This is a genomic window from Paenibacillus fonticola DSM 21315, from assembly GCF_000381905.1.
GTDB classification, from domain to species: Bacteria; Bacillota; Bacilli; order Paenibacillales; family Paenibacillaceae; genus Fontibacillus; species Fontibacillus fonticola.
This window is the reverse complement of the sequence record NZ_KB907252.1, coordinates 28,313-40,762: the sequence shown is the minus strand read 5'-3', so window position 1 is coordinate 40,762 and position 12,450 is coordinate 28,313. Positions and strand designations below refer to the sequence as shown.

At 46.6% G+C, this 12,450-nt stretch carries 12 protein-coding genes; 10 read left to right on the top strand and 2 right to left on the bottom strand.

What is annotated here, in order from left to right; all coding sequences use genetic code 11:
* Positions 1-125 precede the first annotated feature (125 nt).
* The 9 genes from G358_RS0109590 (at position 126) to G358_RS0109550 (ending at position 10,866) form a co-directional block, all read left to right on the top strand.
* Positions 126-1,019 carry a carbohydrate ABC transporter permease gene (locus tag G358_RS0109590; protein ID WP_019636997.1) on the top strand — a complete coding sequence of 298 codons (894 nt, stop codon included), beginning with the start codon at positions 126-128 and terminating at the stop codon, positions 1,017-1,019.
* Positions 1,016-1,840, top strand: a complete 825-nt coding sequence (locus G358_RS0109585) for a carbohydrate ABC transporter permease (RefSeq protein ID WP_019636996.1) — start codon at positions 1,016-1,018, stop codon at positions 1,838-1,840. Before G358_RS0109590 ends, G358_RS0109585 begins: the two co-directional genes overlap by 4 nt.
* Positions 1,841-2,133: 293 nt before the next feature.
* Positions 2,134-2,526: a hypothetical protein gene (locus G358_RS33015; RefSeq protein WP_051107667.1), complete on the top strand. Its 393-nt coding sequence runs from the start codon at positions 2,134-2,136 to the stop codon at positions 2,524-2,526.
* 805 nt (positions 2,527-3,331) lie between these two features.
* Positions 3,332-4,858 (top strand): glycoside hydrolase family 43 protein, encoded by a 1,527-nt coding sequence (locus G358_RS0109575; RefSeq protein ID WP_019636995.1) that lies wholly within the window; start codon positions 3,332-3,334, stop codon positions 4,856-4,858.
* A gap of 16 nt (positions 4,859-4,874) precedes the next feature.
* Positions 4,875-5,702 carry a response regulator transcription factor gene (locus G358_RS29785; protein ID WP_019636994.1) on the top strand — a complete coding sequence of 276 codons (828 nt, stop codon included), beginning with the start codon at positions 4,875-4,877 and terminating at the stop codon, positions 5,700-5,702.
* Positions 5,699-7,507: a cache domain-containing sensor histidine kinase gene (locus tag G358_RS0109565; protein WP_019636993.1), complete on the top strand. Its 1,809-nt coding sequence runs from the start codon at positions 5,699-5,701 to the stop codon at positions 7,505-7,507. Before G358_RS29785 ends, G358_RS0109565 begins: the two co-directional genes overlap by 4 nt.
* 143 nt (positions 7,508-7,650) lie before the next feature.
* Positions 7,651-8,994, top strand: a complete 1,344-nt coding sequence (locus tag G358_RS29780; protein WP_019636992.1) for an ABC transporter substrate-binding protein — start codon at positions 7,651-7,653, stop codon at positions 8,992-8,994.
* A gap of 125 nt (positions 8,995-9,119) precedes the next feature.
* The gene (locus tag G358_RS0109555; protein WP_019636991.1) at positions 9,120-10,004 is read left to right on the top strand and encodes a carbohydrate ABC transporter permease; all 885 of its coding nucleotides are present in this window, start codon (positions 9,120-9,122) and stop codon (positions 10,002-10,004) included.
* A gap of 19 nt (positions 10,005-10,023) precedes the next feature.
* Positions 10,024-10,866, top strand: a complete 843-nt coding sequence (locus G358_RS0109550; protein ID WP_019636990.1) for a carbohydrate ABC transporter permease — start codon at positions 10,024-10,026, stop codon at positions 10,864-10,866.
* A 27-nt stretch (positions 10,867-10,893) separates the two neighbouring features.
* Here the strand turns inward: G358_RS0109550 and G358_RS0109545 are convergent, their stop codons facing one another.
* On the bottom strand, positions 10,894-11,229 hold the full coding sequence (locus tag G358_RS0109545) for a type II toxin-antitoxin system PemK/MazF family toxin (protein WP_019636989.1): 336 nt from the start codon (positions 11,227-11,229) through the stop codon (positions 10,894-10,896).
* Positions 11,226-11,528, bottom strand: coding sequence for an AbrB/MazE/SpoVT family DNA-binding domain-containing protein (locus G358_RS0109540; RefSeq protein ID WP_019636988.1), 303 nt, complete (start codon positions 11,526-11,528; stop codon positions 11,226-11,228). Before G358_RS0109540 ends, G358_RS0109545 begins: the two co-directional genes overlap by 4 nt.
* A gap of 148 nt (positions 11,529-11,676) precedes the next feature.
* Between G358_RS0109540 and G358_RS0109535 the strand changes: the two genes are divergently transcribed.
* A complete protein-coding gene (locus G358_RS0109535; protein WP_019636987.1) occupies positions 11,677-12,438 on the top strand; it encodes an SDR family NAD(P)-dependent oxidoreductase in 762 nt (253 codons plus the stop codon).
* The last annotated feature ends 12 nt before the right edge of the window (positions 12,439-12,450 follow it).

Here is a 12,450-nt window from a genome sequence, read left to right as displayed (position 1 = left end):
AATTTTCAGCGGAGCTGAACAATTCTATAATCGCGAGAAAAACTACCGCCAAACGCGGCCTATCATCCTTGGAGAGTACGTCGAAAGACGTTTTTCTTACGGGCAGAAAGGGGCTCTTGCTAACGATGAAAGCGGACAGAACAGGCCTTAGCATCCGCGCCAAAAGCAATTTAACCGGGTGGAGCTTCATCCTGATTGCCGTGGTTATGATCGCGACCTTCTACTTCTATCCGATGGTTCAGGCGCTGATCCTGTCCTTCAAGACCGGAACGGGGAGCAATTTGACTTATACGGGAGGGTCCAACTACGTAAGGCTTCTATCCGACAAAACATTTCTGACGGCCTTATCGAACACGTTCATTTATTTGATCATTCAGGTTCCGATCATGATTCTTCTCGCGTTGTTCATTTCGGTGCTGCTGAACGACAGCAAGCTGAAATTTCGCGGGTTTTTCCGGACGGCGATCTTCCTGCCATGCGTTACCTCGCTTGTCGCTTACTCCGTCGTGTTCAAATATTTGTTTGCGGCAGACGGGCTGGTGAATTCGCTGCTGATGAAGCTGTCCATCATTCAGGAGCCGATTCAGTGGATCACCGATCCGTTCTGGGCGAAGATTACGATCATTTTTGCGATTACCTGGCGCTGGACGGGATATAACATGATCTTTTACTTATCAGCGCTGCAAAATATCGACAGCTCTATCTATGAAGCCGCGCGGATCGATGGGGCCTCGTCATTCAAGCAATTTACGAAAATTACGGTTCCGATGCTGAAGCCGATCATTTTATTCACCTCCATCACCTCCACGATCGGTACGCTGCAGCTCTTCGATGAAGTCATGAACATTACGAAGGGCGGACCCGGCAATGCGACGCTCTCGATTTCGCAGTATATTTACAATCTGTCCTTCAAGTACACGGCGGACTTCGGATATGCGGCAACCGTATCGTACTCCATCGTGGTCATCATTGTTCTGTTGTCGATCCTTCAATTTAAAGTGGCAGGTGATAAAAAATGAGGAAGCTGAAGCGTGTATTCACCTACGCTTTTCTCGTCAGCGCGGCGTTCGTCTCGATCTTTCCCTTCCTGTGGATGATCGTGAGCGCTACAAACAAATCGGTTGAAGTCACGAAGGGCCGCCTGCTGCCCGGCAGTCATTTGCTGGACAATTTCCGGAAGCTGGCCGAATCGACCGATCTATGGACATCATTGTGGAATTCCGCAAAAATATCCGTGCTTACAACGATTTTGGCGATTGTCATTGCCTCACTGGCCGGGTACGGGTTTGAAATTTTCCGCAGCCGGGCGAAGGATATCGTCTTCAGCATCCTGCTGTTATCGATGATGATTCCATTTGCAGCGCTGATGATCCCGCTTTACCGGATGTTTGCCAACATTTCCGGCAACCTTCCGGCGATCGGAATCGATACGATGGCTTCGGTCATGCTGCCGACGATTACGACGGCGTTTCTGATTTTTTTCTTCCGGCAAAATTCGAAGATGTTTCCCAAGGATATGGTGGAGGCCGGGCGCATTGACGGGCTGAGCGAGCTGGGGATATTTTTAAAAATATTCATGCCTACGATGAAAACAACCTACGCTGCTGCGGGCATCATTACATTCATGTCGAGCTGGAACAATTATTTGTGGCCGCTCATCGTACTGCAATCGCCGGAGCAGAAGACCATCCCGCTGCTCATATCCAATCTGGGATCGGGTTATTCGCCGGATTACGGTCTGATCATGCTGGCGATTGTCATCGCAACGCTGCCGACGGCGCTGGTATTTTTCCTGATGCAGAAGCATTTTGTGGCAGGCATGATGGGTTCGGTGAAGTAAATCTATCTGCTATGTATGGTGGTGTAATTACAGTGAAGTCGATGAGTCATTATGAGTTAAAGCCTACTGAACGACAAAGATGAGATAGGAGTGATTGAGTTGACAGAACAGAGGATGGCATTCTGGATCAACAGCGATTGAGTTGACAGAACAGAGGATGGCATTCTGGATCAACAGCGATTGAGTTGACAGAATAGAGGATGGCATCCTGGATCAACAACGTGAGTTGGCAGGATAGAGGATGGCATCCTGGATCAACAACGATTGAGTTGGCAGTACAGAGGACACCAAGCTTGGTTTGGTTTAGTGATGCGAGTGTATTCGCGGTGAACCGGCTGTCGGCGTATTCGGATCACAGGTATTACAGGAGCAGGGCGCTGGCTGCAGGAGCAGGGCTGCCGGCTGCAGGAGCAGAGCTGTCGGCTACAGGAGCAGGGCTGCCGGCTGCAGGAGCAGAGCTGTCGGCTACAGGAGCAGAGCTGTCGGCTACAGGAGCAGGGCTGTCGGCTACAGGAGCAGGGCTGCCGGCTGCAGGAGCAGAGCTATCGGCTACAGGAGCAGGGCTGCCGGCTGCAGGAGCAGAGCTGTCGGCTACAGGAGCAGAGCTGTCGCTACAGGAGCAGGGCTGTCGGCTACAGGAGCAGAGCTGTCGGCTACAGGAGCAGGGCAGCCGACTACAGGAATAGGGCAGCCGGTTACAGGGCAGAGCGGCCGGTGGTGCGGCATCTCCCCGTACAGTTCGATAATAAACCGTCCGGTAATCCGGGCGGTTTATTTTGGCATATCCAACATAGGAGATAGACTTTCGTGCAGCGCTGCAGATGTACATAGTTTTACTGTATTTAGGGTACTTAAAAACGTTGCGCATCACTGGATATTTCTTTTAAATGGATATCTAGTATTTAAAAAAGAACTTTCGGACAAGAGAGAGTGAATAGGCATGACTAAATACATGAAGTCCATCTAATTCCCTGGAATCTCAGAATTAACAATAGATAAGTACATGAAATCCAGCTATTATGTTGTGGTCTGTTTTCAGGCACATATTAAGACGGATTGTATGAGTTCTGCGAAACCTAATTGCCCATAACTGCACGCACGCAGTTATTTGTATGACGATCAGGAAGATAGTCTAAATAAATGCGAAATAACATTACTAGAAAAATGCAAGAGCTGTAACTTTAGAATAAAATGCCGAAAAAAATCGAGTTTTAAGAAAAGTTTTTTACCCATATTAATCATCTTTCGTTTAGAAATTTAAACTTGAAACTAATAGAAGTAACTAATTTTACTCGTTGAATATACCCATTGAAAATAACGCAAAAATATCTCCAAAATGATACTTTATTTATCCATATCGTTCGACGAGGAGAATTGACGAAAAAAGGAAAAACGTTGTATGAATAGTCTCAAGTTATATGAATAGCCTCAAGTTGCATGAATGTCTCAATAAGTTTCAAAACATTTTATCTGAAGAGAGGATTGACGAACATGTCATACCGTAACCCTGTTATTACCGGTTTCCATCCAGATCCGAGCGTTTGCCGGGTTGAGGAAGATTATTATCTTGTGGCGAGCTCGTTTGAATATTTTCCTGGGGTACCGATTTTTCATAGCCGTGATCTGGTGCATTGGCGCAAACTGGGACATGTACTGAATACCCCAGAACAGCTGCAGCTAGAATATGCGCGAAGCTCCGGGGGGATATATGCCCCGACGATTCGATACCACCAAGGCAGGTTCTACATGGCTACAACAAACGTGTCGGGTGGCGGGCATTTGTTAGTGTGGAGCGATGATCCTGCAGGTCAATGGTCTGAGCCCGTCTGGATCGACCAGCCGGGGATTGATCCTGATTTGTTCTTTGATCAGGACGGAACGCTGTATTTTTCAACGTCTTCTGGAGAGGCAGAAACCGGAATATATCAGAGCATTGTTGACCCACAGACAGGACAACGGCTGACAGAACCACAGATTATTTGGAGCGGGACAGGCGGCAAGCACCCCGAGGCACCTCACTTGTATTACGTCAACGGCACCTATTATTTAATCCTTGCTGAAGGTGGAACTGAATACGGACATATGGTTACGATCGCTAGAGGTCCTAGCCCAGCCGGTCCGTTTATTGGTTGTCCGGACAATCCAATTTTGACGCATCGGAGTAAATCAAGCTCGATTCAGGCGACAGGACATGCTGATCTGATCCAGGCACATGACGGGAGCTGGTGGGCTGTATGCCTCGGCATCCGTCCGGTAGGTTACCCGAGTCGGCATCATTTGGGCCGGGAGACTTTTCTTGCGCCAGTTCACTGGAATGAAGCGGGTTGGCCGGAAATTGGCGAAGGCGGTATGATAGCGGAAATAGTGAATGCGGATACATTACCTTTACACCCTTGGCCGAGTGATAACGGAATACGTGACGATTTCAACGGAAAATCACTTGGAGTAGAGTGGAATTTTCTTAGAAATCCGAAACCGGACAGATGGTCATTGACCCAACGGCCGGGGTGGCTCACTTTACAAGGCTCGCAAGTTACTTTGAATGAGGAGGATTCTCCGGCGTTTCTGGGAAGAAGGCAGCAGCATTTTGACTGCAGTGTATCAACCCATCTTGAATTTACTCCACTACGTGAAGGGGATGAAGCCGGATTAACTGTACTAATGAATCATCGCTTTCACTACGAAATTGCGTTAACGATGTTGGATGGAGAACAGATTTTGATTTTCCGCCGCCGCTTAGGTTCTCTGTGGAAAGTGGAGAAGACCATTCCCTGGCTAGCAAGCAAGGTAATTTTGGGAGTTCAAGCTGACCGGGAGAAATACATATTTACTTATCGTTCCGCGGAAGAGGGAGCTGAATCCGCTATTGTTGGCGAAGGCGAGTGCAGTATGCTGGCGACTGAAGTTGCTGGAGGATTTACAGGCATTTATTTTGGACTTTACGCAGTGAATGGCTCCAATGAATCTGTCTCCCCTGCTTATTTTGATTGGTTTGATTATGCTCCAATGAATCAATGAGAAGGAGGAAGGAGATATGATCAAATTGATCATTGCCGATGACGAGCATATTACTCGTCTGGGTCTCCAATCGATGGATTGGGAAAATGAAGGATTTCGGCTGGAGGGAGCTGCCTCCACTGGGCCGGAAGCACTGGCTATGGTACGTTCCCTTGCCCCGGATTTGCTCGTTACGGACATTCGAATGCCTGGCATGGATGGATTAACGCTGATGCAAACGCTCAAGCAGGAATATCCGAAAATTAAAGTGGTATTTATTACAGCTTATCATCAGTTAGACTATGCCCTTTCGGCGATTGAGCTAGGTGCAGTCGGTTTTGTGTTAAAACCAACGGACCCGGATGAGATCCTAGAGGTTTGTAGAAAGGCGAAAGATCAGATTGAAGCCGAACGTGAACAGGCGGCAGCCGAAACGCATCTGCGACAGCAGCTGAAGGAGTATACGCTGACGCTTCAGGGAAAAGTGCTGCCAGAGGCGGACAGCGGAAATGCTATTGTTGCAACAATGACTGATTTTTTGGAGCACCATTACATGGAGGATGTCACGATAGGCAAAATTTCCGAGGAGCTGCATTTTCATCCAGATTATTTGAGCCGTTTGTTTAAAAAAGAGACGGGAGAAAATTTCAGTGACACTCTTACCCGTATCCGAATGCAAAAGGCTGTGGAGCATCTCGCTGATCCAGAGATAAGAGTGTATGAAATCGCAGCTAAAGTTGGGATTAAGGATGCCCGCTATTTTGGCCAAATGTTTAAGAAGCGGTTCGGTTTGACACCTAATGAATTCCGGCAGCAGCAGCTTGCTTTAATTGACGAGGATAACAGTGGGCGAGCGGAACCTTGATTCAATCCAAGCTCAAAATAGAAGGAGCATATGACCATGATATTTCGAAAATTAGGATTGAAAATGTTCCAGCGAGTCCGCGATTTCAAAATTCGCAGCAAGCTGCTGGCCTCTTTCTGCTGCTTATTCTCGTACCTATTGCGCTGATTGGCACACTGACCTATCAAAAATCCAGATCTCTGATTCAGGAGAAGACGAACGATTATACACTGGATTTGCTTAGTGAAGTTAGCAAAAACATCGAATTGCATCTACTGGAAATCGATCGGCTTTACCACACTGTTTTTACAAGTGCAGACGTCCGGAATGCTATGAGAGAAGCGAACAAAGGTTTTAAGACACAGGTAGATTATGTTGCATATGCCAAAAGGGTCAGTCATTTTCTAGACGGAACGATTATTGACCGCGATGATGTGCAATCCATTCAGCTGTATTCTTTAAGCAACTACCGTTTTCAGTCATCGGATTTGCCGATGACGGAGTTAAACGAGGAGGAGTGGAGCAGCCTTCAGGCCAATGAAGGGAATTTAATTTGGATGGATCCGGTTCCACTGGTGCCCGCTGTAACAGCGGGCAGCTCTATTTATGATACGGACACGCTGAAGAAGACAGGTTATTTTGTACTTCATATGCGTGAAAAAGCGCTCTACTCCAGTTACAGCCAAATTCATCTGAGCAAGCAAGGGGAACTGTATATTATCAACCAAAATGGCATGATCGTGTCGCATGGCAACAAGGAATTGATTAATACAAGACCGGCAGAAGCTTATATCGATGAGGTGCTGAACGGAGAGGGCCAATATCAGGGAAGCTTTGTGGAGAGTGTTGACAAGCGGAAAGTAGTTGTCAGCTATCGGACGATCGGCGACACCGGCTGGAGAATTGTTAGTGTCATTCCCGCGACAGAGTATGAGAACCTGTCCATCATTCTCAAAAATTGGATGTTTGTCATTTTCGCTATTTTTATCGTTGTTGCCGTTATTCTTTCTTTTATCGTCTCGAATAGCATTTCCAAGCCGATACGCAAGCTGTCCGCCGTGATGAAAAATGTAGAGGGGGACAATCTGAATGCGCGCTTCGTCTACAATTCCAGAGATGAAATCGGATTGCTTAGCCGAAACTTTAACCGCATGGTGGATCGGATTGATCATTTGGTCAAAAAGGTCTATCAGGAAGAATTGTTAAGCCAGCAATCCCAATTGAAATATTTGATGTTCCAGATTAATCCGCATTTTCTGTTCAATACACTGGAAACGATTAACTGGCTAGCCCGCATGCAGGGAGCGGAAGAGGTTGGCAAACTGTCCAAGGCATTAGGAGATTTGATGCGGGAAGGCATTAAAGGCAAGGACTTTATTCCACTCGTCAATGAGATGGAGAACATCGACAAGTATGTGTACATTCAGCAGCATCGGTTCGGCGACAAGTTCGAAGTGATTACCGGCATTGATCCGGAAGCATTATCCTTGTCCGTTCCAAGATTCATTCTTCAACCGCTTGTTGAGAATGCGATCGTTCATGGACTGGAGCTGGCGATGGAGAAGGGATTTATTGAGATTCGAGGAAGGTTTGAGGAAGGCCGCCTGATATTGACGGTAAATGATAATGGCTGCGGAATTGAACCTGTCAGGCTGAAAGAAATTCATCAAGTGCTCCGCTCAAGTCAAATGGAGATCCATACGGGCATTGGCTTAATGAATGTGCATCAGCGGATTCAGCTTTATTATGGCAAAGATTACGGCTTATGGGTCGAGAGCACGTATGGCGAAGGCACTTTAATTACGATTACCCTTCCGGCAAATTAGCTTTACTCCAGATTTCAAGGGGAGCTGGCGGCAACAGGTCGGGAAATTCCACCATAAGGTCGGTAACACCGCGTGGTGGAATTTTTGCTTGCTCTTTATGATTAAAGAGTAACAGTTAGCAGAAAAAAGGGAGGGTTCGGTTGATGAATAGAAAAAAATTAAAAGCAGCCGGTTTGGCGGTCATGCTCATCCTGACTGTCGCGTTGTCCGCTTGTGGCGGAGGGAATGGCAAGGCTTCAAACGGCTCAGCTGGCAATCAAACTGCTGCTGACGGCAGTGGCAGTAAAGTGAAAATGGTCATGTACGATTGGCAGACAAAAGACAATGTTGTTACGAACCTCGCGGATGAATTGGCTAAAGATTTTAGTGAACGGCCGGATTCCGGGGCAACGCTGGAAATTCAGCACATTCCGGGGGATCCTTATTATCCGAAATTGAATGCTGGACTAGCGGCCAATAAGGGGCCGGACGTATTTTCTGTTCATGCGGCTGGCAAAATGAAAACTTATGTCGATGCCGACCGCCTGCTTCCGCTAGATGACGCCCTTGCAGCGGACCCGGAATGGAAAGAGAAATTTACTTCAGGGGCATTTAACTTACTAACCTTCGACGGCAAGATTTATGGTATCCCTACTTCATTCTCAGCCGTCGCAATGTTCTATAACAAAAATACTTTTGAGCAATACAATCTCGAGGTGCCTACGACTTATGAGGAACTGAAGCAAGTAATTCAAGTTTTGACAGACAATAAAGTGATCCCGTTCGCATTTGGCGCCAAAGAGGCATGGACGAGTGCACTATTCAGTGAAATTGTGGCGAATCGGATCGGTGGAGATGAGCCGTTCAATGCGATTATGGACGGCGGCGGAACGTGGCTTGATCCTTCGTATATCGAAACAGGGCGAATTATGCAGGAACTGGAACAGCTTGGAGCTTTCCCTGATGGTTTCCTCGGTATTGATAATACCGGCATGATGAATATGTTCAAGAACGGCGAAGCGGCGATGATGGTCACTGGAAGCTGGGCGATTAATCAAATTACGGGCGAAGACTCCAAAGTGAAGGATGATCTTGGAATCGCTAAGTTCCCGACTTTTGAAGGTGGCAAAGGCGACCTGGATACTTGGCTTGGACAGCCGGCTTTTAACCTTGTTATAAATGCAAAGACGGTTAACAAGGACGCCGCGATCAAGTTTTTGAAAACCTGGTCTGAAGACAAGTACCAAAAGCGGATTGCGGAAGAAGCGGGGGATATCCCTGCAACTCAGGTTGAACTTGATTCGAACAAGGTCCCAGCTTTATCTCAGGAATTGAATCAACAGATGTCGACGATGAAGGGAATGTTCATCTTTTATGATGTAGGCCTTGGCGCGCAAATCGGTGATGAGTATAACAACACGATTCAAGCGATTTTGGCTGGTAAATCTCCAGAGGATGCCTTCAAAGATCTACAGACTTATACGGAACGATTCCGCTCCGAGAACTAATTCTACTATTGATAGGGGCAGTCATTCAGGCTGCCCGATCGATGAACTAGAAACGATTTCATTGCTCGGAATGGACGATGGGATCGTTTTTGCTTCTATACAAAGACAGAATGGAGTTGTCGGATATGGAAAAGGTGCTCAGGAGCAGAACAGCCATTTTGTTCTTCATTTTACCTGCATTGCTCGTTTACACGGCGATTGTATTTATTCCGATTGTGTCCTCTATATATTTCAGCTTTTTTAAATGGGATGTCGTCAGCCCGATGAAGTTCATCGGTATTGATAACTATATACGGATGTTTACGCAAGACAGCGTGTTTGGTACCAGTGTGCGTAATATGCTGCTGCTCCTCGCAGTTAGCTTGGTTCTGCAGTTGGGTATGGGATTTGTACTCGCTGTTGTGCTGAGTGGCAGGCTGCGGGGGAAGGAATGGTTTAAAAATGTATTCTTCATGCCTGCTGTTATTTCCAGTGTTGCGGTAGGGATGATGTGGACGTTCATTTATGATCCATCCATGGGTATTCTCAATGAGCTTCTTAGAGCTGTTGGCCTGGAATCCTGGACACGCCAGTGGCTTTCGGATCCAAAGACCGCGATGTGGGCGATTTCTATTGTGACGTCCTGGCAGTTCGTTGGATACACGATGATTTTATTTATTGCGGCAATCCAGAATATTTCTGCGGATATTTTTGAAGCAGCAAGGATTGACGGAGCTACCGGATGGAAAATTATTAAGCATATTACAATTCCGCTGGTCAAGCCGATTACCCAGGTCAATACGATTCTGATATCTATCGGGTCATTGAAGTTCTTCGACTTAATCTTCGTCATGACGGGCGGTGGGCCGGCGAATCGTACACAGGTTATTGCTTCCTATTTATATTACCGCTCTTTCAATTCGTTTGAGTATGGATACGGTGATGCTATGGCCGTTATTTTGCTTATGATGTGTTTAATTGTCACCTTAATTATTAATAAGCTGTTTAGTATAACGAATCGGGATTTCTGAGGAAAGGGGGGATGATCTAATGACGCAAAGCGATGTAGGCAGGCATCCTTTCAAAATGGTGCTGATTTACGTCATATTAGGTATAGGGACTTTATTTTATTTGTATCCTTTGCTATGGCTAATTCTTAACTCTTTAAAGCATACGCCGCAAATTTATGAGAATCCTTGGGGGCTTCCGAAGGAGTTTATCTGGAGCAACTATTCAGACGCCTGGACGACAGGAGGAACCGGAGAATTTTTATTCAACTCGATCCTCATTACAGCGATTACGCTATTGATTGTGGTTGGGATCAGTTCTATGGCAGCCTATGCTTTAGCGAAATTAAAATGGAAGGGTTCCAAAATAACGCTCGGCTATTTTCTGATCGGAATGATGGTACCGATTCATGCGACGCTTATCCCGCTGTTCGTTTATTTTTCCAAAATGGATTTAATAGATTCTCATATTGGACTTATTTTGATTTACGCCGCTTTTGCATTACCTGCTGCGATTTTGATTTTATGCGGGTTCCTCATGGCAATTCCGAATGAACTCATGGAGGCGGCTGTCATTGATGGATGCTCTATTTATGGCGTATTCTGGCGGATTATACTCCCTGTCGCCAAGTCAGCGCTAATGACCATCGTAATTTTCAGCTTCGTCAGCATCTGGAATGAGCTGCTCGTTGCCCTCGTATTTATTTCCGATCCATCGAAGATGACTTTGCCGGTGGGATTGTCGAATTTCAAGGATCAATACACGACGGACTATGCTCCGATGTTTGCCGCTATTTTGATGGCGACAATTCCGACGATTACGGTCTGTGCTATTTTTAGCAAACGCATTATGTCCGGTATGGCCGAAGGCGCCATCAAAGGGTAAATCAGGTAAACCATAGAAAGAAGATCTTTATGCCAATATAGCTCTGGTATTGCGAAGAACTTGTCTCATAAAGCTGGAATCGGCGGGAACATGATCTATCACTTTGAATTTTCGTTTATTCACGTCCAGACTTTTTAATTGATCTGTGAGCACGACACCTGATATTTGCAATCCCTCTGGAAGCGGGACTTCAAATGCATAGTTTTTAATTTGACTTGTAATGGGACAAAGAAACGCGAAACCAGTAATTTCATTAAACTCTGCCTCAGATAATACGATGGCAGGACGCCGTCCTGCCTGCTCTCTCCCCGCCTGTGGATCGAAATCCAGCCAAACGAGATCACCACGTTGAACTATATTCAAATCAACTCGTCTCCTTCGGTGCCAAGGTCAACTTCCTCATGGCGAGGTGATTCAGGCTTAATCATGGAGAGAAGAGCTTGTAAATGAGCACGTAAATCTTCGTTTGTCTCTTCGGGTTTTGATAAAGGGCGGAGTAAAATATCATTGTCTGCGGTCAGCATGATCTGAATTTCAGCTCCTTCCTCGAGGTTAAGCTGCTTAATAAGTTGATTAGGAATACGTATAGCATGGCTATTTCCCCATTTACTAAGCGACGCGGTTGTCATCGGAATTCGTCCCTTTCCTTCATGATGTTTCAATCATACCTCATCCTTTCAGTAATGTATATACATATGATATACATGTGAAGAGGATTTGATACGAAAGAAATCATAAGAGAATTATCGTAAAATAGTAAATGAAGCTATGATGATACTATGAAGAAGTAAGGGAAAGGGCGGATAATGTATGCAAATCGATCTGACAGGGAAGGTAGCGTTGATCACGGGGGCAACCGGGCAGCTTGGAAGAGTGATGACCCGAACGCTTACTGATTGCGGAGCCAAAGTTGCGATTCACTACAATAATAATGAAGTAAAGGCGAAGGAGCTGCAGCAGGAAATCAACTCCGCAGGCGGTTCAGCTATTATCGTACAAGGAGATGTCACGAAGGAGTCCTCCATATTGGAGATGAAGGAGCGGATTGGCGCGGAGCTGGGTGCCCCGGATATCGTCGTTGCGAACGCTGTTATCCAGTATAACTGGACATCCGTCCTGGAGCAGCCGCCGGAGGATTATATCAGTCAGTTTGAGTCTTGCGTGATGCAGAGTGTATTTTTGGCCAAAGCCTTCATTCCTGCCATGACCGCCAAGCGTGCGGGACGCTTCATCGGGATCAATACGGAGTGCGTGATGCAGAACTTTCCCGGCCAATCCGCTTATACTGCAGGGAAAAGAGGCATGGACGGGGTATACCGCGTCTTAGCTAAAGAGGTCGGGGAGCATCAAATTACCGTCAATCAGGTAGCTCCCGGCTGGACGATCAGCGAGAAGGATCGCAGCGCAGGCGATTTGCATGATGCGGCATATGTGGCCCAGGTCCCTTTGAAGCGCCGCGGGGAAGATCAGGATATTGCGAATGCGGTAGCGTTCCTGGCCTCGGACTTGGCGGGCTTCATTACGGGAGCGTATATTCCGGTCAGCGGCGGAAACGTGATGCCGTCCATTTAACCAGAGCGCTGG

Excerpts from the sequence above, each read along its gene's own strand:
- G358_RS29780 (WP_019636992.1), top strand. The coding sequence starts at position 7,651 with ATGAATAGAAAAAAATTAAAAGCAGCCGGTTTGGCGGTCATGCTCATC.
- G358_RS0109550 (WP_019636990.1), top strand. The coding sequence starts at position 10,024 with ATGACGCAAAGCGATGTAGGCAGGCATCCTTTCAAAATGGTGCTGATT.
- G358_RS0109590 (WP_019636997.1), top strand. The coding sequence starts at position 126 with ATGAAAGCGGACAGAACAGGCCTTAGCATCCGCGCCAAAAGCAATTTA.
- G358_RS0109575 (WP_019636995.1), top strand. The coding sequence starts at position 3,332 with ATGTCATACCGTAACCCTGTTATTACCGGTTTCCATCCAGATCCGAGC.
- G358_RS0109555 (WP_019636991.1), top strand. The coding sequence starts at position 9,120 with ATGGAAAAGGTGCTCAGGAGCAGAACAGCCATTTTGTTCTTCATTTTA.
- G358_RS29785 (WP_019636994.1), top strand. The coding sequence starts at position 4,875 with ATGATCAAATTGATCATTGCCGATGACGAGCATATTACTCGTCTGGGT.
- G358_RS0109585 (WP_019636996.1), top strand. The coding sequence starts at position 1,016 with ATGAGGAAGCTGAAGCGTGTATTCACCTACGCTTTTCTCGTCAGCGCG.
- G358_RS0109535 (WP_019636987.1), top strand. The coding sequence starts at position 11,677 with ATGCAAATCGATCTGACAGGGAAGGTAGCGTTGATCACGGGGGCAACC.